This window comes from Streptomyces monticola (assembly GCF_042665355.1).
Lineage (GTDB): Bacteria > Actinomycetota > Actinomycetes > Streptomycetales > Streptomycetaceae > Streptomyces > Streptomyces monticola.
Map to the genome: position 1 here is coordinate 182,261 of NZ_JBHTCF010000018.1, position 22,491 is coordinate 204,751.

The window sequence follows — 22,491 nt, forward strand, 5'->3', positions numbered from 1 at the left end:
GAGGCGTCTCACTCTTCGGGGATCAGGCAGATACCGCGGCGCGCGGCAGCCTCGGCCATTTCCGCGTAGGCCATGGCGGCCGGCGTCCTCTCCCACTCGGCCAGGGCCCGTAGCAGGATCATCTCGTCGCGGTTCTGGGAGGCGTCACAGGGCATACCGGCCACTTCTGCGGCGATCATCAGCTCCGCAGTGGTCAGACCGTCGAGGCGTGCTGCTACTTCCCGGTGCAGATCTTGAAGGCCCTGCTGGTACAGCTCGTTTGCCTGGCGCAGCAGCTGCACGAGGTCCTTGCCGTGGCTGGCCGGTGCCGCCGCGGCGAGGTCGAAGATGCGCTGGGTTGCCGTCATCATCATGGAGTATCCCTCCTGGGCGGAAGGACGCCAGAGCGGCGGTCAGCCGCAGCCGTCGCACAGCGGCCGGCGGCGGCTGTCGCGGGCCAGTTCGGGTTCCTTGCGGGGCGCTTCCTTCAGCGCCGCAGCCACCGGTGAGCCAGTTGGTGTTCTGCGACAGTGGGGAACTTGCCCCACGGGATCGGGGCCATGACCCGCACGGTAAGGACCAGTAGTCGCGATCAGGCGCAGCTGACAGGATTTGACTCATCGAGTGCGAGGACACGCGAAGATGGATCATCGAGATCGTGCAATGGCTCGCTCTGTGGCGCGGTACTTGGCGCAGTGGCTGTGCGGAGTCGTCGCCATCGGCGCCTTGGCGATGCTGGGTTCGGTCGCGCTGCTGAACGGCCCTGAATCGTTCGTGTTCTTCCTTAAGCGGGGCACCCTGTTGCCGCTGATCGCGATCTTTGCTGTGGCGATGACTGCTTGGCTGGTGCTCATCGCGGCCGGAGCACGGGCGGACCGCCGTGAAGTGCGGTGAAGCCTGAACTTCCACGGGCAGCACGACGTTCGCCCGGTTCCACATAAAGCAGAAGGCTTCCCTGTCAAGTCTGGCTGTGTTGTAGCGATCTCTCATTTGACTCCTGGTGTTGGTTGTTGAGGTGACTCCGCGTAATAGCGGAGAGGGTGGCTCTATTCACGAATCCCGAGAGCAGATCGGCACTTCGGGATGCGGCCCGCCGCAGTCGAGGTCGATGCTCACGAGAACGGGAGGCATCTCGTCCCCGGCAGGCGTGGTTGTAGGGCCCGCCCCATTGGTGAGGATGGGGCCTGGGCCGGTGGCTTGATCGGTCTGCGAGTCTTGATCGCTGCCGAGCGTGCTGATTGGCTGGCCGACATGACTGAGCTCGGACCCGTTGCCTGGCCCCCTGCACCGATCAGGACCGAGAGGCTCGTACTCCGTGAGCCCGAGGCCCGGGACCGTGCGGCGTTCATCGAACTGCTCGCCTCGCCAGAGGTGCACACATACCTCGGCGGCCCCCGCCCGCGTGACGAGCTTGAGCGCGAGACGCCCAAGGTGCCCGAGCAGTGGCCCGGAAGTTTCGTCGTTGATCTCGACGGGGCGATGATCGGCCAGATCCTGCTTAGGAGAGCACCGGAGCACCATCGCCCGGCTGCTGCGGGGAAGGCAGATCTCGGCTACCTGTTCCTGCCGCGTGTGTGGGGATTCGGATACGCCGCCGAGGCGTGCGCGGCGGCACTCGACTGGTTCGACGGCGTCCTTCCCGGCGAGCCGGTGGTGCTTGCCACCCAGACTGCCAACGTCGGCTCGATGCGCCTCGCGGCGAAGCTGGGATTCATAGAGGTAGAGCGGTTCCATGCCTGGGACGCCGAGCAATGGCTCGGCATGCGGTCCCCCGTCATGCCCTCTGATTGAGCTCGTGCTCGACAGGCCCTGTGGTCTCGTCCTGACCGCCCAGCGGTCAGGACGAGACGAGGCGGTGCAAACTACGAGCCGGGCTCGGGGGCCGGGCGCAAGGCCACCACTGGGGCTCGCTTATGCCCCGACTGTCCGCGGAGTTGGTGGTTCTCAACGGTGAGGACGTTCACCACGCGGGCGAATGTCTCGATCTCGGCCTGCTGTCGCTTGTTCTCCTCGATCAGCTCGGCCAGTCGCTCCTTGGTCTTCTTCAGTTCGGCCCGCAGCTTGCGTTCGCTGTCCGGGACCCGTTCCTGGGCTCGGACCTTCGCGTAGAACTCGTCCTTGAGGTCGGTATGCCGGTGGGTAAGGACGTGCCGTTTCACGTCCGCCTCGGCGGCCAGCGCGAGGACGGTCAGCGCTCCGTCGGACCGTAGCGGGGTGCCGGCCAGCAGCCGGTCCATCGCGGCCCTGATGTTCTTCCTCTCGTTGTCGTGGCTCACAAGTCGGCCCCCGCTGCCGCCAGGACGCGGTCGTGGTCGTGCTGGTCGGCGAGCTCGGTTAGCACCTGGGCTCGTTCCCGAAGCCGGTCGGCCAGCGGTTCGGGAACCAGGCCAGAGCCGGCCTGACGGCCCAAGTCATCGGCTGTTTCGCGAAGTTGATGTGCGTGGGTGTCGGTGCGGGCGATGTTCGCGCAGTTGACCTTGCAGCGGTCCAGGCTGGGGGCCTCGCTCTTCGCGTTGCGGCCGGGGTGGCAGAGTGCTTTGGCCCGGTCGTAGTTGCAGAACAGAAATGCCTCCTTGTTCTCGAAGACGTTCAGGGTCGGGTCGGCCAGCAGGTCTTTGGCCTGACGAACGGAGGTGATGAGGCCGCCGAAGCGGTGGTGTTCCTGAGTGGCGGCGTTGATCAGACGCCTTGCGGCGGGGCCCGAGACGCCCTCGCCGTCCTGGATGGCCTCGTGGACCTCGCTGAGTTGCTCGGCGACGTTGCGGGCGGTTTCGAAGTCGAGAAGGTCGTGGATGCCGCCGCGCGAGCGCGATCCGTAGCCCTCGCTGATCAGCGTGCGCATGTGCCCGTACTGAACCGCCAGCGCCACCAGTCCGCCCGGCCTGCGGGCGATGTGCCAGGCCAGAGTGCGGCGGAAGCGGCCCGTGCCGACCCGCCCATGTGGGTCGGCCGGGATTGCCTCAGCGTGTCGGCCCCGGTTGTGAGCATGGGTGTTGACCCACTCGATGAACGACTCGATGCGGTTGCTCATCGTGGCGATCGCCAGCGACCTGCCGCTGCGGCGCTCGGGCTGGAGCGGATCGTGGACCTCGATTGCGAACAGCAGTCCGTGCCCGCCGAGCTGTTCCAACACCCGCACTGCCGTGACGACCTGCGGGACTGCCACCCAGGGAGCTTCGCGTACGACTCCGGCGGATTGATGATTGCCGTCCTCGTCGCGGGCGACCTTGAACTGCCGGGCATAGATGAGGTGCCGCCGGGCCGCCTCCGGCGGCCCCTGTGGATCCGGGCAGCACCCGTTCTCCAGAGCCAGGATCTCCCCGGTCCGCATCCCCGTGAGATAGCCCAGGACGATGAAACAGGCGGTGACCAGGTGTTTCAGGACTCCGGGGACGTCGTGGAAGTCGAACGGACCGTGCCAGGGCTCCCCGCCCAGCTTCGCGGTGATGGGGGTATCCAGCAGACACCGGCCGGGATTTTGGACCTTGTATGCCTTCCAGCGCGGATAGTTCATGACCTGGTGGACCTTGGTGATCGGAGTCCCCGTGAGGCCGGCCAGGAACACCCCGGGCGTCGAGATCTTCCTGTCTCTGATCAACGCTGGGACGGGCCTGCCCTCGGCCTCCAACTGTTCGAGGTAGGTGACCAGCCGCTGGCCCGATCCCTTCTTGAACGGGCCCTTCAGCCCTTCCGCGATCTCGACCAGCCGTCGGTGTTCCTCGAAGGCGGCCAGGATGTCGTCGGCGTACTCCTCGACGAACCGCAGGGCCCAGACCAGCAACGGGCCCATCGTCGCCGGGGCGATCGGCTCGGTGACGTTCTCGCCCAGCGGCGAGGCCGCTGGCAGGTAGTCGTCCATGCCTTCCGCAACCCAGGGCGGCGTGACGAGCCGGTCGGTGTCGGGCAGATACAACCGTCCGTAGTAGTGCAGCCGGGAGAGCGCGATCAGATGACTGGTGGCCGTGTTGCGGGCCAGCCCTCGTGCCTTGTCGAGCTGGTGGCTGTAGTCCGACAGGTCCTCGGCCGTCACCAGCGAGAGCCGCTTGATCCCGCACTCGTCGAGCCACTGGGCGAACATCGACCACTGATTGACCGTCTGTGTGATCCGGCCGATGCTGAGCTTGGAGCGCATGGCGGCGCCGCGCAGGGTAACGTCCCTGTCGGGCAGCGGGTAGTTGATCAAAGTCCAGGACGCGTAACGGAACGGCTCCCTGAAGACCCTGGGGAACCATCGCCAGCGGATGACGTCGTCCGCTTGCGAGGGGTTCTGGGTCAGCGCAAGCAACGACCAGCCGTCGTCGCCGTAGCGGGGCACGAAGTCGCGACGGCCCTCGACCGCCCGGTCGAGATCGAACACGAAGGCGTCGGCCGCCGGGGCCGCGAAGCGAGGGTTCAAGGCCAGGGTCATGCGTCGAATCCCTTCATCAGCAGCTGGTCAATGACCCTTCGTTCGTGGGCACTTGCCTTCTCCAGGGCGTCGTTCCATTCCGTGTCGGTGAAGTCGGGGGCCTTGCGCAGGTCCCGCAGCCGCGCGAAGGGCTCGCGCCAGTCCTGGTCCCACACGTCCGGCGAAAGCACCGCCCTCAACTCCTCCAGCACGTGCAGCAGATAGGCCAGCCGTGGCAGGTGACGCGGGGTGATCACGGCGTTCGGGCAGGCCGTGCAGAGCAGGAACGATGCCCGGCAAGGCACCCCCTGTTCCCCGAACGGGCTGTGGGTGTAGTCGCTGCAGCTGGTGGTCGGGGTGTCCTGGTCCACGTTCGTGTCCGCCCGGCTGATCTGGGCCTTGAACGACGACCTGGCCGCCTCGATCGCTTCCTCGACCCCGTCGGTGATCACCGGTTGGGCCGCCGCGTGCGTGCGCGGGTCCGGCAGGACATAAGCACCGTCGTGGGTGTCCTGACTGTGCTGCGTGGGCTGCCGCTGATGCGCGATCACCACGGTCTTGCGCAGGCGCCGCAGGTTCAACGAGACCTCGCCGCCCAGCTCCTGGCGCCAGTTGCGCCAGACGTTGGCGTGGAAGTGGCCGTCGAACAGGCCGGCCGTCCCCTCGCCGTAGGCGGCCCGCCGCTGAGCGAGCCGCCAGACGATCAGCCGGTCGGTGGGTGCCCCCACGTTCTTCAGCATCTCCCGTGCCGGGGTGGTGGACTCGATCGCGTGCGTGATCAGCCGTCCGGGAGAGTTCGCTCCCCAGTCGGCCAGGTTCCTCGTCTCATGGCGGTCCGCCGGACGGCGGCGCCGCTTCTCCAACTCGACCCGGTAGATGATCTGCCCCTCGTTGCCCGCGTCGGGGCTCGCATCGGGCACCTTCATCTCGACGACTGGTGTCGCGTTCCACCCGTAGGCCGCGATGATCAGGATCATCAGTGCGCAACCCTCATCGGTGGTCATAAACAGCCGCATCCACGTGTCCTCGGCCCGGTTGCCGCCCAGGGCTTCGGTGTAACGCGGGTCGGGACGGTGGCGGCCATCCGGGCGGATGAAGAACGGCGTCTCGCCGGTGCGGATCAACTGGTCCAGTGCCTCACCCACGAGCCAGCCGTCTGTACCTTTTTCGAACTGGCCCGCCCGCCAGCCAAGGAGGTGCTGCCGGTTGGCACGGATGCGATGCAGAGCTGGTCGGAACCGCTGAGTGGCAAGCAGCTTGATGCGGTCGAACTCGGCGTCGCTGTAGGCGGTCTCCTTCGGCGCCTTCTCCTTCGGCATCCGCTTGCTCATCAGCTTCCGGGTCTCCTCGGGCACCAACGGATGCTGCTTCAGCAGCCGGGCGACCTTGCGGACCTGCCGGCTGCCCGTGGAGTTCGGCGTGCGGCTCAGCCGCCAGGCCGCCCAGATGTCCGCAGTCAACTCGCCCAGAGATTGCGGAACTTGCTCCTGCTCGGCCAGGAAACGGCTGAAGTAGAGCAAGATTAGCCAGGTCTCCCGGCTGGAAGGCAGCGTCTTCCAGGTGCCGGTGGGCCCGCACTGAACGGCGAACGCCTCCGCCAGTTCGCGCTGCAGCCGCGGACCGACCGCCAGCTGGCCGAAGTCGTAACTGGCCTTGTTCGCCCCGTCCCCGGCCACGTGCCAGACCAGCAGATCACCCGGCTCCAGCGGCGGCTTGCGCCGGTGGCCCTCATCCCCGGGCAACACAGCGCGTCGTCCTCGCGTACTCATACCAGTGCCTCGCTGTCCAGGACGCGCTCCGACATCTTCGCGATCCGGCCCAGCAGCTCGTTGGTGCCCGGATCGGCCTCGTCCAGCAGCAGCGACCTAATCTGCAGATCCGAAACGGGAGCGAGGTAGATCTTGCGGGTGGTCTCCTCGCTCGCGTGATCGAGGAGGTCCTTGGCCATCCGCCAGGCATCCCCATAGAGCAGGCGGAAGTCCCGCCGCTCCTCCGGCGTGAGCCCGAACCGTTTGTCCAGCGCGTGCATCAGCGCGACCAGCATCTTCAACGCGAACGAGTGCCTGGCCATATGGGGTGTGAAGTAGGGAGGCTGGGCAACCTTGCCCTCCAGCACCTTGCGGCAGCGCTCGGACGCCGCCCGGTAAACCGCCTCCCACGAATGCGGCTGAAACGGGCGCCCGTCCTGCGACAACCACAGCCACAACGGCTCCAGACCGCCATCCCCCTCAACGAACAGGCGCTGGCGGTCCTCGACGTCCAGCGACGACAGAGGCCGCTGGACCGACTGCCCGTTCTCGTCCCAGAAGTGCAGGATCGACCGCTGCCGACCGGACCGCTTCTCCAAGACCCAGATGTCGTCCATCGCCTCGTAGACGCCCCTGGCCTGAGCCCGGCGGATCACCGCCCGCCGCGTCGTCCGCTCGTAGGCGGCGACCGACCGCAGATCCTCGACCGCGACATAGAACGTCCGCTCGCGCCGGCTCTTCGTGGCCGCCTTCGCCAGCCGCCCGTCGAAGAAGCGCTTCACGCTCTCCTCCAGAGCCGGCACCTCGAAAGTCAGCAGCGAACCGCCTTCCGACAAGCGCATCCCCGAGGAAAACAGCAGGTCGGAGTAGGCGGCATTGCGGTCGTCGTTCCGGCCCCGAAACGACGGATCCCGACGCCCGTCCGCGGTGTAGCCGCGCAGACCCACGTCCCTCCACAACCGGTAGGCCCGCGGAGTCAGCCACTTCACGTTGCTCGACCTCGCGTCCTTCGCCCGCTGGGCCGGAACGCTGACCATCTCGCCGTGGCGGCCCAACACCTCCCGCATCGCTACCGGGTTGGCCGTCACGTACCTCCTCGCCGCCGCCCACTTGTAGAGCCGGGCCAGCGCGGACAGTTCGCGGTCCCACTTCGAGCCGCTGATCCGCCGAGGATTGCGAGGCGACCACCGCCGCCAGTCCTCGAAATCGAGCAGGTCCTCGACCTCGGCATCGCACCAGTTCTTGTCCCGCTGCCACAGGAAGTTGAAGAACAGACAGCAGTCCCCGGCGTAGTTCCGCCGCGTCTCCCTGGCCAGATGCGCGAACGCCGAACGCGTCGTGTACAGCGTCAGCCGCGGATCCACTTGATAGTTCGGGTCCGTGAAGAACACGTCCCCCGGGTCGATCCGGGCGGCCTCCTCCCGTACGTCGAGGTCGGCCCACTCCTTCAACACTGGGTGATCGCTCACCTCTGCGGCGTACCGTCTCGTAACCCAGTGCACTTGCCAGAACTTGCTCACACGTCCCTCTTCGCTCGCAACACGTACCGCTGCAACACGAAGATTCAATAGGGAAAAAGGAGCAGTACGACTTCGGCCAGTGCACGCCGAACCGCTTCAGCAGGTAGGTCTCGCACTGCTGCCGGTCCCAGCCCCAGTCGATGAGCGGGAACTCCCCGGTACGTCCGGGCATCCTCGAGGAGACCTGGTCGCCGAAACGGCGGCCCTCCTCGTCGGCGTTGAAGCCCATGATCTGCCTGAACGGCCGACCGCCGAAGACCTGCGTGAGCCACCAGGCCCCGACGTCGCCCTTCGCCCACAGACTGCATTTGCGGGTGCCGGCCACCTGGGGAACCGTGCCGACGGACTCCTGGTCGTCCCAGAGGGTCCACGGCCCACGCGCGAACAGCTGCTCAGGGTGTCGGGAGTCGTCCAGGACCGTGAACCCGTCGGCCTGGAGGTGACCGTTGCGTGCCAGTTGGACGAAGCGCACGTTGTTCTCGCGCAGCAGCGGGAGCATGAACTCGTCGGCCAGGAGACGGGTTTCGGGCCACTCGCTGCCGGTGGCCATGTAGAGGACAGCGGTGCGATCGAGGTCGATGCGGTGCACCGGGGGGGGCAGTGAGCATCTCGGCGAGGTAGGCCGTGGAGTCGGCGCCGACACCCCAGTTGATGACGGTGTCAAGGTCATCGTCGGCGGTGAGGCCGGGTAGTGACGGCGTGTAGGGCGTACAGGGCACGGCGGCGTTCACCCCTTGAGGTGCCGGTCGGTTCGCTGCTGGGAGGGAACGATGAGCAGGCGCTCGTCGGCGGGCCAGGGATCGCAGGCGTCCCAGGGGTCGCCGTTGGAGAGCACCACCACCGCGCCGGGCTCGGTGACGAGGCAGCACACGCCGCGGCCGCATGACGGGTCGAAGGTCTCGGGGCGGGCGGTGTAGGGCGTGGTGAAGTAGTCGGCGCCGTGCTCCCCGACCGCGGCCAGGATCAGGTCGCCGTCTGCGATATCGGCGGCGCGGGCGACGCGTGCATGCGGCAGGGCGAGCGCGAGTTGAGGGTCCTGGCTGTTCACGGCGAGTTGCTCGTCGAGCAGGCGGGCGTTGCCGCTGGAGCGGACATCGCCGGTGGCGGGCGCGGCGAGCAGAGGCCGGCGCAGATCGACGGCGGCCTCGGCCGCGTATATCGCCTCGGCGTGGTCCAGGGCCTCGACGAGGATCACCGCCTGGGCGAGCGCGGCCAGCAGCACGGCGCTGTCCTTGAGCGTCGCTCCGCTGGCTGCGGTGCCGGGCCGGTAGAGGCTGACCGCCGCGCCGCCGCTGTCGAGGATGGAGCTCAGCAGCGGGGCGTGGGCGTGGGGGTGAGCGCCGTCCAGTCCGCGGGGCAGGACGGCGAGCGTCGCCCGGCCGGTGGCGGCAGCGGCCCGGTGGGCGGTGGCGTCGATGCCGTTGGCGAGCGTGGCGGTGACGGTGTGATCGGCCTTGGCGAGGGCGGCAGCGAAGTCGTGCGCGCGCCTGACGGCCTGCGCGGTGGGGGCCCGGTTGCCGGTCACGGCCACGGCGCTGTCGGTCAGCCGAGGCAGTCGCTCGCGGCCGCGGACCCACAGGCCCAACGGGCAGGCAGGACCCAGGTCGGTGAGGGCGGTGGGCCACTCCTCGTCCGAGGGGATGACGAGCGGGCAGGTCAGCTCCGCTTGGGCGAGTTCCTCGTGCGGCCGGTAGAGAGATAGCCGCCCGCTGCCGTCGCCGCGGACGCGCCGCTCCCATACCTCGGCCGGGGTGTACTCGGCCAGTTCGGCGGCGAGTTGGCTGGGAGCGAAGTGGGCGGTGAGCGCGGCGCGGGCGGCCCGTTCGGACAGGGCGTGCGAGGTCATGACGGCTGCCTTTCCGGCAGGGCGCGGCACCGGCAGGCGAACCGGTGCCGCGCCGGGGCGGGCAAGGGGCAAGGGGAAGGAACAGCGGGCGGCGGGAAAGGGAAGGCCGTCGGCTGCTGTGGTGGAGAACGCCGGGCCTAGGCCCAGGGGGAGGCCCGCTTCTCCTTCCACCAGGTGCGCGGGCTGCCCGGCTGCCCAGCGGCCGGTCGGGACACGGCGGCGGGCTGGAGCGCCGGGGGCGCGGTGACCGGGCGGGCGGCGATCGGACTGGGCAGGCTGGTTTCGGTGTAGGCGATGCGTCTGCGCAGGCTGATGCCGAGATCGTCGACGCTCAGGTAGATGGAGTCGTTCTTGATTCTGGTGATGCGCCCCTTGACCAGGACGTTGACCCCGTCGACGAGCGATTCGGTGGCATTGCTGGCCAGGTCCCGCCAGGCGGTGCAGATGTAGGAAATCGGATCCAGGTCACGCCACTTCTGCGCCGTGGTGTCCCACTGTGTGGGGGTCGCGGTGAGGCGGAACCGGCAGACGGCGATGCCGTCTTGGGTGAAGCGGATTTCCACGTCACCGGCGACGGTTCCGCTCACGTGCGTGACGGACGGGGCCATACGAACACCTCCTATGTAAAATATTAGTGTGGATTCGGGAAGGGTCAACCCCCTGACGGCGCTCCCTGCCGTCACGCAGCGCGATACGACGGGCGACCCGCCGGATCCAGGCTTTGCACCCGGCCGGCTCCGCCGGGGCCGACGGCGGGGTGAGGTTGTCGAACACCGTGGCCTCCTCGATCTCCACGTGCAGCGGGACGGAGCCGTCGGCCCGGACCAACTGCTCTGCGGCGGTGTCCAGATGAACGGATACCCGTATGGCCCCGCGGTCCGCGTCGAGGTGGGCGAAGACGAGGATGCCCGCGATCTCGATGCAGGGCAGGCCCTCGCCGTCGGGCCCTTCCTGCGCGTGGAAGACCGCCTCGCTGTTCGCCAGCGCGCAGTCCTCGGCATCCGAGAGGTCGAGACTGGCAGGCGTGGGCAGATTGCGGGTGACGTCGCTGGCGTACAGCGTGTAGTCCTCGTCGCTGCGGTGCTCCCTGGCCCCGTAGTAGAGGTCCACGGCCGCCTGGTCGTCGCTCGGCGGCCGGTACGGGATGTCCTCGGTGCCCGCCACGTTGTCCCAGGAACTGCGCACCTGCCGGGCGAGCGTGGCCAGCGCGGAGGCCTTGTCGGCCCAGAGCGTCACCTCGTCGGTGTGCCGGTCCCGCCGGTGCAAGACCCATACCCGGCCGGTGGTCTGGGGGTGGAGCGTGTCGGAAACGGCGAAGCTGAAGCGGCTGAGCCACCCGCCGATGATGTCGACGGTGTCCGCGCCCGGCCAGGCGCCGGTGCGGGCCTGGAGGCCGTCCATCAGGTCGGCCAAGTCGGTGATGGCCGCGCCCTCGGGCGTGGCCGGGTCCGGTGTGATGAGCACGGCAAAGCCCTTCCCTGCGTGTAGGTGCGGTGAGGTCGGTCAGGTGTCAGGACCGGTCAGGGCGTTGAACTGGTCCATGAGGTGTTGCTGGTCGGGGGTGAGGTGCGCGGTGCGCAGCACGCGTGTGCGCAGGATGGGCGCGCCGAGGCTGATGCCGGCGGGCATGACAGGCCGGTCGGGTCGCGGGACCAGGAGGTAGTTCTGCGTGTGGATCATCCACGCGTCGTACCGGTCGGCGGGACGTCCGCTGCGGGTGGCATGGTCCTCGCTTGTCGTGCGGGACGGGCAGGGGCAGGACGGATCGGTGCAGGGGCGCCCTGCGGGGTGGCGGGCGAGGACCGGGCTGCGGCGGTAGTGCGTGGCGGTGCCGTTCAGCATCGGGCAGTGCGCGGCGGTGTACGGCAGGCATTCGGGGTGCAGCGCTGGTTCCGGGGAGCAGCCCTCGATGACGTCGGCTGGCCGGACGAGCAGGAAGCACCTCTCGTCCAGCGGGTGTTGGCAGATCTGGCACAGGCGTCGCCGGAAGGCAGCGTTGGCCTTGTTGGCGTCGAGGACACCGAACGCCGGGTGGCCGTCGTGGATCAGGGTCACGTAGGGCACCACCAGTCCGCCCGCCAGCGGCCGGTGGGCACAGCGTTGGGGTATTCCGTGCATGGGGAAGTTCCTTCGGATCGAGCGGCAGTTGGCGCTCACGCCGCCGGGTGTCAGTTGCTGCCCGGTGGAGGGTCGGTGGGGCCGCGGGCCAGGAGCGCCTCCCAGTGGGCGTAGCGGCAGCCGGTGGCGTCGTGCAGGCGCAGGTGCAGCCAGGCGGGATCTTCTCCGGCCCGGACGACGGCTTCGGCGCCGATGGCGGCGGCCCGGGGATAGACGGTGGCGTCGTCCGCATCCGCCAGCACGACGATCAGGCCCGGCCGGGTTGGCATGTGGCGGAGCGTGAAGGCGGCGTAGCTGCGGTCGTCCAGGAGCACGAGCGGAGCACGCTGGTACTCCGCGGCGCTGAAGAGCGGGGTCGGCAGGTCCAGGCGGGGGACGGGGCACTCCCGCAGGCCGACCGGATCCTCTCCGGCGCCGTCGCTGATGACCAGCACCGGGGCTTGCGGTCCGTGACTGAAGGCTTGCGCGGGTGCGGGCATGGCGGTGGCACATCGCTTTCTTGAGGCCCGGGGCCGGGAAGGGCCCGGGGGCGAGGGAGTTGGAGGCGTGCGCGGCGAAGTCGGCCCGGCTGGGGGCGCCCCGCCCCGTCGGCGTTTGCTCAGTCGAGAGGGAAGAGCACCAGCGCGGGGACGGCGGTGTCGGGGACGCCGTCGGCGTAGAGCTCGCGCAAGTCCTCGTCTTCCTCCCACTCCTGTGGCAGCGGGAAGACGTCGCCGGCGCAGTCACCGTGGGTCGGCGCGTACCGCGCATGGCTGTAGCTGGCGAACGGGGAGAAGCGGTTGCCCTCGGCGTCGCAGGACAGCACGACGAGTGTGTCTCCTGGCTCGTTCTTCCAGGCCGTGCGGACCAGGTGGCGTAGCACGGCGAGGGTCAGTGGACGGTCGTGGGCCTCGCCGCTCGGGTCGGGGGAGGAGGGCTGCTGGTCGGTCATGTCGGCCCTTTCAAGAGCTGGCCGGACTGCGGAGGGGGAGTGGCCGGTGGACCGGCGGGTTCACGGTGCCGCCCCGCCAAGAGGGCGGCACCGCGGCCCGTCACTCCTCGTCGATCAGGTCAAGGCAGGAGACGGGGACCCCGTTGCCCGGGATCCGGAAGCGCCGCACTTCCTCGGGGACGGGATACCTGGTGTTGCGCGGGTCACGCCGCAGGAGGCGAGTGGACTCCTCGTCGAGCAGGAAGCCCGCGCGGCTGCCGGTGCGGTTGCGCTCCTGGACGGTGCCGGTGAGGCCGCGCAGCATGGACGGGCGCAGCGACTCGCTGATGCGGGCCCGGCGTCCGGCCACGATGCCCGCGAACGCCTTCTTGTCGAGTACGCGCAGCCGTTGTGCGGAGGCCTCCTGGACCTCTGCGATCTGGCTCGGGTCCGGCAACTGGCCGATGAATTCGAGGACGTTGTCCATGGTGGTGGGCATGCTGGTTCGCCTCTCTGTGACGCGGGGTGGGAAACCGGCCGGGCAGGTGCGCGCCCGGCTGGGGCTTGCGGGAGGTGGATGTCAGTCGGCGGCGGTGGGCCGGTGGCGGGCGACCGCCTGCGCCTCGACCTCGGACAGCTGATAGCTGCCGTTGTCGGCCTGCCCGAGCGATTCCAGAAGCAGGAGGTAAGAGGCCTGGCGCGGGTCGGGGGACTCCCACAGCAGGACGTTGGTCATTTGGGCCGTGTCGAACTTCTTGGGTTCGCGGATGTCGTCCTCGAAGGCGGCGGCGACGTGGGCGAACAGGACGTTCGCGAGACGGCTCTTGGGGAAGCTCGCCGCGAGGTCGGCGGCCGACTCCTTGCCGGGGTCCTTGGCGCCGAGCAGGAGCGCCAGGGTCTCGGTGCGCTGCTTGTCCGCCCACTTGCCGTAGAAGCGGGGCAGTTCCAGCAGAATCCGCTGGGCGAACTCCCGCGCCTCGTCGGGCAGCGCCTTGCCGCGTACCAGGCGCTTGATGAACTCCCGCCTCGGACCGGCGGCTGCTTTCCAGGCGCGGTTGTGCGCGACGGTCCGCGCGCTCCTCGGCCTTGTCCTCGTCCGCTTCCGTCCTGGGCTTCTTCGGCGTGGGGCGGACCCTGTGGCCGTAGGCGGCCGGGTCGGCGCAGTGCCACACCGGCTGGTGCTCTGCATCGAGCCGGGCGCTATGGCCAGGACAGCCCTTGTGGTTGTCCTCCCCCAGGGGGTAGCCCAGCCCGGTGGTTAGCTTGGTTAAGGGCCGGGAGGGGGCCTTCTGCCCGAACCCCGCATCCCGCAGGAGCGGGATGTTTGCGGCCCTGAGGTCCTCCTCGGCCTCGGTGCGGGCTGCGGCATCGGCCTGCTCGGCCTTGAGTTGCGCCATCGCCTGGTCCCAGTGCCCGCGCCCGCCGTTGCCCTCCTCGTGGTCGCGTTCCAGGGCGCGCAGCAGCTGCTGCTCCGCGCCGGGCACGGTCTCGACCTCGGCGAGCTGGGCGGTCTGTTCGAGGTCCATGCCTCCGGCCGCCGCCCGGCGAAGGGTGGCGTCGTCGAGCTTCTGCGCGGCCTTGGCCTGCTTGACGGCATTGCGGCCGACACCGAGCGCCTTGGTGGCGCGGCCACGCTCAACATCGTCCATGTCGGTCAGGGACAGTTCCTGCGACTTGAGGGTGTCCCGCGCGCTCATCTCTTCGCGGTGCGTGTTCTCGACCAGGGAAAGGAACCGGGTCCATCCGTCGCGGCCGACCAGGTCATCCCGGACATGCGCCTTGATCCTGCGCACTGGGCGGTCGTCGTGTTCGGCGGTGGCGTTGGCGATCTGCTGCGCCTGTGCGCGCCGCCAGCCCTTGAAGGCGCCGTAGGTGCCGTCGGGCCGGGGTCGGACGCTGATGGTTTCCTCGACGCCGATCTCCTTGACTGAGTTGATCAGATCCTCGTCCGGTTCGGTGTTCTGCTCGCGGGCGTTGCACTCATCGCGCACCACCAGCGCCGGGTCGAGGTAGACGATCTGTGGTGCGTCCTGGGCGTCGTGGGGTCCGGGGTCGGTAGGCGGGGTCGAGACGGCGGTAGCCATGGGCTCCTTCTCCCTGCCTGTTCGGCGAATCGGGGGCGGTTGAGGGCGCCTTCCCTTCGCTTTAAATTAATAATAGTGTTTATTCGTGAGAGGTGAACCCCCCTGCTGACCTGCTACTTTGGGGCTGAACTCGCGGCGCAGGAACCAGATTTCGTCCTGGCTTAGGCTCCATCCGTACCCGCACCGGTGACGGCCGGGCCCTTCTGGGCGGCGTCGAGTCTCTCGACGGCTTCGATCGCGGCTGTCGGGCTGGCCGCCAGTCCTGGTGCGGCGCCTTCGGCGGCCGCAGGGGCGGCGCGTCTGCTGGGCGCGTACCCGTGGAACTGGTCCACGACCAGATGGTGCCCCTCCCGCGCGGCGGGGGAAGGCGTTGGGATATGACGGGACTCCATCTGTGCAAGGGGCGGAGGCGGTCAGCCGGCGCGTGGTGGCGCATAGGCGGAGAAGACGTAGTGGCCCAGGTCGCGCAGCACGCCCGCGGTGTCGTCCACGGCCTCCGGGCCGTGGTCGGCCCGGCGGGTGTACGCCTCGATCTCGGTGAACCCCTGGGCGGCAAGGGCCACTTCGGTGGCGGGTGTGAGGTCGTCGGAGGACTGCGGGGCGGTGACGAGTCCGTGAGCGGGATCGGGCACGACGAAACACCGGAACTCCTTCCGCGTAAGCAAGCCCTGGCTGGCGGCGCGCGACCAGGGTCGACGGGCAGTCAATGGGTGAGCGTGATGGTGTAGTCCGCTTCCAGGACGGCGAGGGCGGCGCGGATGGATGCGCGGGTCTCCGGGCTCGGCACCGAGCAGGGGAAGTCAAGGGCACGCACCGCGTCGTCTAGGAGGTCGTCGGGCATCGGCAGCGTGTAGCCGCTGCGGTAGAGGGCGACAGCGGTCGCGGTGGACGCGATGGCTTCCTCTGCGGTGACGTCGGCGCCGAGCGCTTCGCGGGCGGTGGGCGGCAGCGCCGGGATCCCGGCGGTGAACCGGCGGGTGGCAATGCGAAGGTAGGTCGGTCGCGGGACGCGGCGCAGCGTTCGAAACATGGCAACTCCAGAGGAAGCAAGGGGAGGGTGCTGTCATCCGGCGCGGCCGGGCGCGACGCCTCAATGCTGATAACGGTGTGAAATGCGAATGTGTGAACCCGCCCCTGGCCTGCTCCGACGTGGGGCGTGTGAGCTGGAGGAAGGGGCGTGCGCGGCCACGTGGCCCGCTTCGGCGTGGAACAACGTTGGAGTAGTGCTGATGGGACTCGAACCCATGACCTCAGGACTTATAAGATCCGCGCTCTACCGACTGAGCTACAGCACTTCGGAATGCGGTGGTGCGGGCCGTGGCCGCGCCCCGGCCGAGCAGGGCGCGGCCCCCGCTCCGGGGGGGGGGGGGGCGGCCCCGGAGGCATTCAGGGATGGCGTCCCGGCATCGGGCCTTTCGACCCGAGGTCGGGCGGCACGCAGTAGACGACTCCCGGTTCCGGTGCGAGCGGCTCGCCGGAGTCGATATCGGTGCAGTAGGCGTCGAAGACCTCTGCGGAGGTGAGAGGGGCGAGGTCTCCCTCGTGCAGGCGCCAGCCGCAGATGTGGTCCGCAACGCTCGGCGCGCTGGCTCGCAGGACGAGTCCGCCTGGCTGGTTAGAGAGACCGAGAGCGAGGACCGTGGTGAATTCCAGGGCTTCGGTCTCATCGAGGTGGACATCGCCGTCGTCGTCCGTGTCCGCGTCCAGGGTGACGATCAGCGCTTCCGGCTCTGCCGAGATGCTGCACGCCAGGTGCTGGTGGCCCGGGCGGGCCGCGGCGAGGATGCGGGCGAGGAGGCCTGCGGCGCGGGTGAACGCCTCTTGGCCGACGTCCTTGCCGCAGGAGGCGCAGGTGCCGAGGTGGTCCAGGAGGTCGGTGGCGTACTCCCAGGTGGCCTGGCGGAGGGCTCTGTCGATCAGGACCGGGACGAGGTCGGCCAGGGGTGTGCCGTCGTAGGGGATGGTCGGGCCCGTGGTGGCGAGCTCGGCGGTGTAGCGGCTGCGGCTGGACGGACTGTCCGGGTCAAGGCCGGTGTCGGCGCAGAAGTCGGCGTAGTCCTGCGGATCGAAGAGGGCGAGCGTGGTGTGACTGCCCTGTGAGGCACAGACCTTGAGAAGGTCCTCAATCCATGCCAGGTAGGCCGCGTAGTCGTCGAATGCGAAGCTGCGGTAATGCTGCATGGCGCGGAAGTCCTGCTCATCGGCGAGCAGACTGATGGTGGCGGAGATTTCGCGGCGCATCGCCTGGTCGTCGGTGCGCCCCGCGTCTCGGTCGGTTCGCGATGCTTCGGCGCCGGGCACGTCCTGACGGCACTCGGAAGGCTGGGGTGAGTCGGTCACGTGTGCGCCTTTCTCGTAGGCGAGTTGAAGGGCCCGGCACCCGCCCGGCCTGCCTCACATAAGCAATAATAGTGTGTATTGTGAGTGTCGAAACCTGCCCCCTGACCTGGCCGTTCACTCCTGCGTCCGGCGGTGCGGACCCAGCTCGCGCGCTGAAACTTCGCGGTAGTCGGACACCCGCACATAGCCGCCCTGCTCGGTGTCGAGGCGGACCGGGGCACCCTCCCGCGCCCAACGGTCGATGAGCTCTGCGGGGAGGTTCTCGACGGTGTCGGCCTCCACCTGCACGGCCCAGGTGGTCAACTCCTCCCCGTACTCCTGCTGCCACTCCTTCAGGACGGTGAAGAGGTGCGCGAAGTCGTCGACCAGGGCCACGGCGTGCGCCTGGTCGAGGGTGGGGGCCTCGGCGTAGGTCGGTACATCGGGCCAGGTGCGCTCACCGAGGCTCATCAGCCAACGCATCATCAGAACATCTCCCTCATCGGGTGCGGCATGTGGGTGCGTGGGGCGGTGGGACACGGGCGCCCGGACGCCGCGAGCGCACGGTAACCACAACGGCTGGCAAAGCCGGGGTCGCCGCCGCTGCCGGGGTGGAGGCCGGCGGTGGCGCGCTGGCCGCCCACGCCCCGTACCGGGTAGGGGCGTGGACAGCGTCTGCGGGGTTACCCCTGCTCGTCAGCGTCGGACAGTCGGAGAACCGGGGCGGGGATAGACCTCGCGCAGGACGGCGGAGACGCCGGGGCACGGAACGACGGCGGCCTGGAGTGCGGCCGTGTCCATGGGGTGAAGCCAGCCGCCATGCACAATCCAGCCGCACGCACGGGGATTTGGCTCAGCGGCCGTGGTGGCGACCAGGACGGCGCTGCGCACGGTGCTGCCCTCCAGTGCGAATGCCAGCAGTGCGCGCAGGGCAGAGAACTCTCCCTCGTCCAGCACGGCAAGCCGGATCGGCTCTGTGCCGATGGAGAGGTCAGTTCGGCCCGCGACGAGCGTGTCGTCGGTCAGCTTGGCCACGAGGTTCAGCGTGTGTTCACCGTCTGCCAGTGCCTGGAACACGGCGGTAAGGGCGGTCAGGGTGTGGCTCATGGCGGCCGCGATGGCGTCATCTCCGAGGCGGGGGAGTTCCGGGCGTGCAGACATGAGGGCTCCTTGCGGGGCGGTGGGCGATGGGCGCCGCAGGCAGTCCGGACTGCGGTCCTGGGCACGATGGGTGTTTCGTGGGCGCGGTCGGCCCCGTCACCGTGTCGCGCTGCCGCTGCGCGGCAAGGGCGCGGAGAGCGCTCCGCGCTCCCTGAGGGGTCGGGGCGTCTGGGAAGGTCAGGCCCGTGCGGGCCCGGGCCGAGCGTGCCCGGCCCCGCACGGGCTCTGTCAGCCGTGCGCGGCGGCAGCCATGAGGGCAGGAACCGCGAGCGCTTCGAGGGCGGCAGCCTGGTCGGCGTCGGTAAGGGTCTGCGCAGTCGACGTGACGGCCTGCATGACGCCTCCGGCCATCATCTGTCCGCCCCGCACGAAGTGGGCAAGGATCATGTCCTTGGCCTCGTTGCCGATGCTGAGCGTCTTGGTGACGTGCTCGATCGTCTTCGTCGGCTCGTCCAGGGTCTTCCCGGCGGCAGCCTCCATCTCGTGCACCTTGGCCTCGACGTAGTCCTGTGACAGGAAGGTGCGCACGGCGTCCGTGGTCTTGGAGGTGATCAACTCCAGTGTCTTGCGCTGGGTCTGGCCGGACCAGGACACGACGCCCTGGTCCTGCCTGCCCCCGTAATGAACGGCGCGCATGACGTCTTTGGTCTCGGTCAGGCCGTTGCGGCACACCTGGATGACCGCGCGCGGGGTGATGGTGTAGGCCCCGTCGCCAACTTCGCTGTTGGTGATGACGAAACCGGCCGAGATCATCGGGAGTTCGTCACCGCTGCGCCCATCGAACGGGGAGCGGTAGCCCCGCAGTAGGCTGCGGGCCTGGACCGCGACGGCTTCGGACTCGACGCGTACGTACATGCGCCGGTCGGTGAGGTCGCATCCCGTGATGCGGGTGGGGTGCCCGGACTTCTGCACTCCGTCCAGGGCGGCGAGCAGCATGTCAAGGTTGTCCATGAGCTTGTAGCTGTCGGACAGCAGCGCGCGGGCCACGCCCTCGGCGGGCGGCATGCCCGGACCGTTCTCGCCCCGGAAAGCGCGGAGCATGAAGCGACGCTCTGGTCTCTCACCGAGCCACGCGTTGACGTTCTCGTCCAGCAGCGGGACGTTTTCCGCACGCATGCGGCGCAGGTAGGCCAGCGGGATGCGGAGTTTCTCAGAGATCCCCTCGTCGGCAAGGGCGGTGGGCCGGTAGATGCCGTCGACGTCCGTCACACCGTCTTCCGTGATCAGAGACTCGACGCCTTCGACGTGCACGTTTCCCTCACGCATCCGCAGCGCGGACGCAGGAGCGATGACGTCCAGCTTGCGGCGCTGCCCGTCTTCCAGGATGCGGATCAGGTCGGACAGGTCGGCGTTGCGGGCACCGGTAGGGGCTACGTTCGTAGCGCGCTCGGCGAATTGCTGAGTCATGCGATGTTCCCCTTCGTCGTTGGCTTCTGCGGGTTCGGGGGCGGAGCCACCACCCCCGAACCACTTCAATAATAGTATTTATAAGTGTCAGGCGAACCCACCCCTGAACTGGCGGTTTCGGGCCTCCGAGGGCGGTGGGCGCGGGCAAGGAAGTTCGTACGTCCTCGTGGGTGACGTTGATGCCCCTGCATGCCGGATCCGCTGCTCTCCGGGGCGGTGAACTTGCCCGCCGGCGCGGGCGGACCAGGGCGGTGAGCGGGCATAGCCCCGTCCGGACGCTTCACCGCGGCACTCCCGGCCTGGGGCACACCGGTGTGACTGCGGCTGCGGCCCGGCTGGTTGAAGGGCATCCCGCCGCCCGGGTACCCGCCGAGGGGGGGGGAGTACGGGCGCCCCGGGCGGCGCACCGACCAGAGAATCCGGCCGGATGGCCGCGCCCTGCCGAGGGCAACAGGACACGGCGGCTCGGTGTTGCTGCTAAACGGGTTTCGGCGCCTTGTGGGCCGTCTCGGTCAGGCCTCCACGGTCTTCGTCTCCATGGTGCTGGCCGCAACTGCCTGGGATTCCTGGATCAGCGCGTCCAAGGCCTCGCGGATGCGCCGCTTGGCATTGCGCCCCAGGCGGCAGCAGCTCACCTGATCAATCCGCTCGAAGACCGCCACCAGGGCAGGGCTCGGAGGATCAACACCGGGCATGAATCCGGCCTCGATCGCCCGCTCCTTGAAGTCGTCCCAGACGCCACACCAATCCTCCCTCTCGGCCAGAGCCTCAAGCTCTCCGAGAGTGGCAGGGAGGGCGGCTAAGACGGTCACCGCCTGGTCGCGGTACTCCCCACAGTTCTCGGCGATCCACTTCGCCAGCGGATCACTGGAGGATTTAAGAGCGTCCCAGGCGGCCTCAAAGAGGTCTGCGTACATGTCGTAAGCCTTGTTGAGCTCCTCGCCATAGGCGATGTTCTGGCGCCGGGCCTCCTCGCCGGAGCCGTACCGCTCCGGGTACTTGGCGTGCGCCTTAGTCACAGCCGCGTCCCGAGCTGAGGTGGCCGCCTCAACTCGCTCGACGTACTTCTGTACCTCCGGCAGCATCTGCCGGGCTGCCTGCTCTGCCACGTCGCGTCCCCTTCGTCGTTGGCTTCTGCGGGTTCGGGGGCGGAGCCACCACCCCCGAACAACTTCAATACTAGTGAGAGTCAGGAATCTGTGAACCCACCCCTGACCTGCACACTCAGACCAGCACGCGGTAATCCGGAAGCGGCGTCAGGCTCTGCCTCCGCACGCTCGTAACAACAGGCACCGCACAGCCGCCGATCACCTCGCACAGGTCGTAGCGCACGCTGTAACCCCTGCCGACCGACCCGGCCTCCACCTTGATCGCCTGCACCCAATAGACGCCATGACGCCGCCTCAGGCTGCCGTGATACCTGACCTTCTGCCACAGCACCGGCCCTTCACCCTGCGGATCAAGGCTCCGAGCGACCACAAACGCACGGTCAACCGTCGCCCGGGAAACCGGCACGTGCGCCATGGCCGGACCGGTGTGACCGGTGCGCACACCCATGACCCAACCCAGCTCAAAGAACGGCCGGACCAACTCCAACTGTTCATGAGACACCCCCGGGGCGCCCCGGTCCCGCTCGCTGCGCGCCAACTCATCCAGCGCGTAACGCGCCTGCTCCTCCTCCGCGTCGGTAAGCGGCGCTTCGGCTTCCTCACCCCGCTGCGCAATCCGCGTGTTCTCCATGGTCTTCCTCTCCTCTCGGTGACGCCGGATGGCAGGGGGCGCCCAGCCGGGGCGCCCCCTGCGGACTATTTGAGGAATCCATTCGACCGGAGGAACTCAGCCGTGATGTACGCGATTCCCTGGGGCTTGTAGATCTGCGGGAAGCGACGTAACTCGACTTCCATGCGCCCTGCCTTGTCTGGGTCGATGAATTCCTGGACCAAACGGTAAGGCCCCTCACCCGTCGGCATCTCCAGCACAACCGGACCAGCGGACTTTGTTTCGAACCGAATACCGGTGTAGTTACGGTCGCAGTTGTGCACGATTTTCACACCTGCTCGCGCGCACAGCAGGGGCAGGAAGTTCGCGATCGTACGGGCCCGGATTGCAAGACCGGTCATGGGCGCGTCCGAGCCGCGCACTTGGCGCACGATCCCGTCAGAGATCTGGAGTTCCATGCCTTTCCCTTTCGTTGGCCCCTTGTGCTCTCGGGGGTCGCCTCCCCTGTACTACTCATAATAGTATCGATGATGATTCGATGGAACCCCCCTGTTGCGCCATGAGTTGCGCTGAATGTTGCGCCATAGTGTTGCGGTAAGGGTTGCACTAAACGTTGCGCGGCCTATATCTGGTTCTTCACTCCGCCCCAGCTCACACCAACAACCAAGCCTGGTACGCCGGCCGACATCCCCTCTACAGCCCCTCAGCCTGTGCCACCCGCAGGGAAAGGGATAGGGCGGGCAGGCAAGTCGTGATGGGCTGTAGAGGGGATCGGTCCCTAACCTTCCCCTGTTGCGCGTCGGCGTCGCCTCCGCGCAGGCCTGAGGGCGGTGAGTAGCCGTGCGCCAGCACTCGCTATCGGTGAAATTCCGGAGACCGCTTGCCTGTTGAGTTTTGATCGCGACGGGGTAACCGAGGCCCTTACATTGGGAAAGCAGTGCGAAAGATTATCGGAAACCGGCTTGATGGTCTCCTGGTGGGATGTGACGCATCATCAAAGGGAATAGGGATAGGGGCACTTCTTTGTTAGTGAGGATGGGGTCACTCTGAGCACAAGTCAGTTGCGGGCAGAGCGGAACTGGCGGAACGCCAAAAACGGCGGACCCTTATCTCTAGCCAGCCCCCAGAAATTCGCGGAGCGAATTTCGTCAGGCCGAATCGCGGAGCGATTCGAGCCCCGGCCAACGGAGTTGGCCGTCAATTCGGGCGGAGCCCGAATCCAGCCGCGCGGAGCGCGGCGTCTCTTCCGCCGCGTAGCGGCGGCGCGTCGTGCTCGCGGAGCGAGACGCGCGC

Annotated in this window: 26 protein-coding genes and 1 tRNA gene; 3 read left to right on the forward strand and 24 right to left on the reverse strand. The window is 68.3% G+C overall.

Translation table 11 applies throughout. From position 1 onward, the window contains the following. Positions 1-8: 8 nt before the first annotated feature. On the reverse strand, positions 9-353 hold the full coding sequence (locus ACFQVC_RS32960) for a hypothetical protein (protein WP_381837511.1): 345 nt from the start codon (positions 351-353) through the stop codon (positions 9-11). Positions 354-666: 313 nt separating this feature from the next. Between ACFQVC_RS32960 and ACFQVC_RS32965 the strand changes: the two genes are divergently transcribed. After that, positions 667-873, forward strand: coding sequence for a hypothetical protein (locus ACFQVC_RS32965; RefSeq protein WP_381837513.1), 207 nt, complete (start codon positions 667-669; stop codon positions 871-873). A gap of 357 nt (positions 874-1,230) precedes the next feature. Further along, positions 1,231-1,770, forward strand: a complete 540-nt coding sequence (locus ACFQVC_RS32970; RefSeq protein WP_381837515.1) for a GNAT family N-acetyltransferase — start codon at positions 1,231-1,233, stop codon at positions 1,768-1,770. Between the two features lie 71 nt (positions 1,771-1,841). Here the strand turns inward: ACFQVC_RS32970 and ACFQVC_RS32975 are convergent, their stop codons facing one another. The 12 genes from ACFQVC_RS32975 to ACFQVC_RS33030 all read right to left on the reverse strand — a co-directional run bounded on the left by ACFQVC_RS32975 (position 1,842) and on the right by ACFQVC_RS33030 (position 13,697). Further along, positions 1,842-2,255, reverse strand: coding sequence for a hypothetical protein (locus tag ACFQVC_RS32975; protein ID WP_381837517.1), 414 nt, complete (start codon positions 2,253-2,255; stop codon positions 1,842-1,844). Next, the gene (locus tag ACFQVC_RS32980; RefSeq protein ID WP_381837519.1) at positions 2,252-4,387 is read right to left on the reverse strand and encodes an integrase; all 2,136 of its coding nucleotides are present in this window, start codon (positions 4,385-4,387) and stop codon (positions 2,252-2,254) included. Before ACFQVC_RS32980 ends, ACFQVC_RS32975 begins: the two co-directional genes overlap by 4 nt. Further along, positions 4,384-6,111 (reverse strand): hypothetical protein, encoded by a 1,728-nt coding sequence (locus ACFQVC_RS32985; RefSeq protein ID WP_381837521.1) that lies wholly within the window; start codon positions 6,109-6,111, stop codon positions 4,384-4,386. Before ACFQVC_RS32985 ends, ACFQVC_RS32980 begins: the two co-directional genes overlap by 4 nt. 20 nt (positions 6,112-6,131) lie before the next feature. Next, entirely contained in the window at positions 6,132-7,634 is a 1,503-nt protein-coding gene (locus tag ACFQVC_RS32990; protein WP_381837523.1) for a site-specific integrase, read from the reverse strand. A 727-nt stretch (positions 7,635-8,361) separates the two neighbouring features. Further along, the gene (locus ACFQVC_RS32995; protein WP_381837525.1) at positions 8,362-9,480 is read right to left on the reverse strand and encodes a DNA-processing protein DprA; all 1,119 of its coding nucleotides are present in this window, start codon (positions 9,478-9,480) and stop codon (positions 8,362-8,364) included. Between the two features lie 137 nt (positions 9,481-9,617). Then, positions 9,618-10,067, reverse strand: a complete 450-nt coding sequence (locus ACFQVC_RS33000; protein WP_381837527.1) for a single-stranded DNA-binding protein — start codon at positions 10,065-10,067, stop codon at positions 9,618-9,620. Next, positions 10,045-10,944: a hypothetical protein gene (locus tag ACFQVC_RS33005; protein ID WP_381837529.1), complete on the reverse strand. Its 900-nt coding sequence runs from the start codon at positions 10,942-10,944 to the stop codon at positions 10,045-10,047. Before ACFQVC_RS33005 ends, ACFQVC_RS33000 begins: the two co-directional genes overlap by 23 nt. Positions 10,945-10,983: 39 nt before the next feature. Continuing rightward, positions 10,984-11,598 carry a cell envelope biogenesis protein OmpA gene (locus tag ACFQVC_RS33010; RefSeq protein WP_381837530.1) on the reverse strand — a complete coding sequence of 205 codons (615 nt, stop codon included), beginning with the start codon at positions 11,596-11,598 and terminating at the stop codon, positions 10,984-10,986. Between the two features lie 50 nt (positions 11,599-11,648). Further along, positions 11,649-12,032, reverse strand: a complete 384-nt coding sequence (locus ACFQVC_RS33015) for a CpaE-like family protein (protein WP_381837532.1) — start codon at positions 12,030-12,032, stop codon at positions 11,649-11,651. Between the two features lie 164 nt (positions 12,033-12,196). Further along, positions 12,197-12,529, reverse strand: coding sequence for a hypothetical protein (locus ACFQVC_RS33020; protein WP_381837534.1), 333 nt, complete (start codon positions 12,527-12,529; stop codon positions 12,197-12,199). A gap of 100 nt (positions 12,530-12,629) precedes the next feature. Further along, positions 12,630-13,007: a hypothetical protein gene (locus ACFQVC_RS33025; RefSeq protein ID WP_381837536.1), complete on the reverse strand. Its 378-nt coding sequence runs from the start codon at positions 13,005-13,007 to the stop codon at positions 12,630-12,632. A gap of 81 nt (positions 13,008-13,088) precedes the next feature. Further along, a complete protein-coding gene (locus ACFQVC_RS33030; protein WP_381837538.1) occupies positions 13,089-13,697 on the reverse strand; it encodes a hypothetical protein in 609 nt (202 codons plus the stop codon). A gap of 220 nt (positions 13,698-13,917) precedes the next feature. Between ACFQVC_RS33030 and ACFQVC_RS33035 the strand changes: the two genes are divergently transcribed. Then, positions 13,918-14,439, forward strand: a complete 522-nt coding sequence (locus ACFQVC_RS33035) for a hypothetical protein (protein WP_381837540.1) — start codon at positions 13,918-13,920, stop codon at positions 14,437-14,439. A 314-nt stretch (positions 14,440-14,753) separates the two neighbouring features. Here the strand turns inward: ACFQVC_RS33035 and ACFQVC_RS33045 are convergent, their stop codons facing one another. The 11 genes from ACFQVC_RS33045 to ACFQVC_RS33095 form a co-directional block, all read right to left on the reverse strand. Continuing rightward, positions 14,754-14,924 (reverse strand): hypothetical protein, encoded by a 171-nt coding sequence (locus tag ACFQVC_RS33045; RefSeq protein WP_381837542.1) that lies wholly within the window; start codon positions 14,922-14,924, stop codon positions 14,754-14,756. Between the two features lie 81 nt (positions 14,925-15,005). After that, positions 15,006-15,224 (reverse strand): hypothetical protein, encoded by a 219-nt coding sequence (locus tag ACFQVC_RS33050; RefSeq protein WP_381837544.1) that lies wholly within the window; start codon positions 15,222-15,224, stop codon positions 15,006-15,008. A 71-nt stretch (positions 15,225-15,295) separates the two neighbouring features. Further along, positions 15,296-15,622, reverse strand: a complete 327-nt coding sequence (locus ACFQVC_RS33055) for a hypothetical protein (protein ID WP_381837546.1) — start codon at positions 15,620-15,622, stop codon at positions 15,296-15,298. A gap of 191 nt (positions 15,623-15,813) precedes the next feature. Further along, a tRNA-Ile gene (locus ACFQVC_RS33060) sits at positions 15,814-15,887 on the reverse strand. A gap of 91 nt (positions 15,888-15,978) precedes the next feature. Then, entirely contained in the window at positions 15,979-16,833 is an 855-nt protein-coding gene (locus tag ACFQVC_RS33065; RefSeq protein WP_381837578.1) for a hypothetical protein, read from the reverse strand. Positions 16,834-17,046: 213 nt separating this feature from the next. Beyond that, positions 17,047-17,397: a hypothetical protein gene (locus ACFQVC_RS33070; protein ID WP_381837548.1), complete on the reverse strand. Its 351-nt coding sequence runs from the start codon at positions 17,395-17,397 to the stop codon at positions 17,047-17,049. Between the two features lie 210 nt (positions 17,398-17,607). Further along, entirely contained in the window at positions 17,608-18,072 is a 465-nt protein-coding gene (locus ACFQVC_RS33075; protein ID WP_381837550.1) for a hypothetical protein, read from the reverse strand. A 228-nt stretch (positions 18,073-18,300) separates the two neighbouring features. After that, entirely contained in the window at positions 18,301-19,548 is a 1,248-nt protein-coding gene (locus tag ACFQVC_RS33080) for a DUF932 domain-containing protein (protein ID WP_381837552.1), read from the reverse strand. Between the two features lie 443 nt (positions 19,549-19,991). Then, positions 19,992-20,588 (reverse strand): hypothetical protein, encoded by a 597-nt coding sequence (locus ACFQVC_RS33085; protein WP_381837554.1) that lies wholly within the window; start codon positions 20,586-20,588, stop codon positions 19,992-19,994. Positions 20,589-20,703: 115 nt separating this feature from the next. Continuing rightward, complete coding sequence (locus ACFQVC_RS33090; protein WP_381837556.1) at positions 20,704-21,219, reverse strand: hypothetical protein; 516 nt, start codon at positions 21,217-21,219, stop codon at positions 20,704-20,706. A gap of 65 nt (positions 21,220-21,284) precedes the next feature. Continuing rightward, positions 21,285-21,656: a hypothetical protein gene (locus tag ACFQVC_RS33095; protein WP_381837558.1), complete on the reverse strand. Its 372-nt coding sequence runs from the start codon at positions 21,654-21,656 to the stop codon at positions 21,285-21,287. Positions 21,657-22,491: the final 835 nt, after the last annotated feature.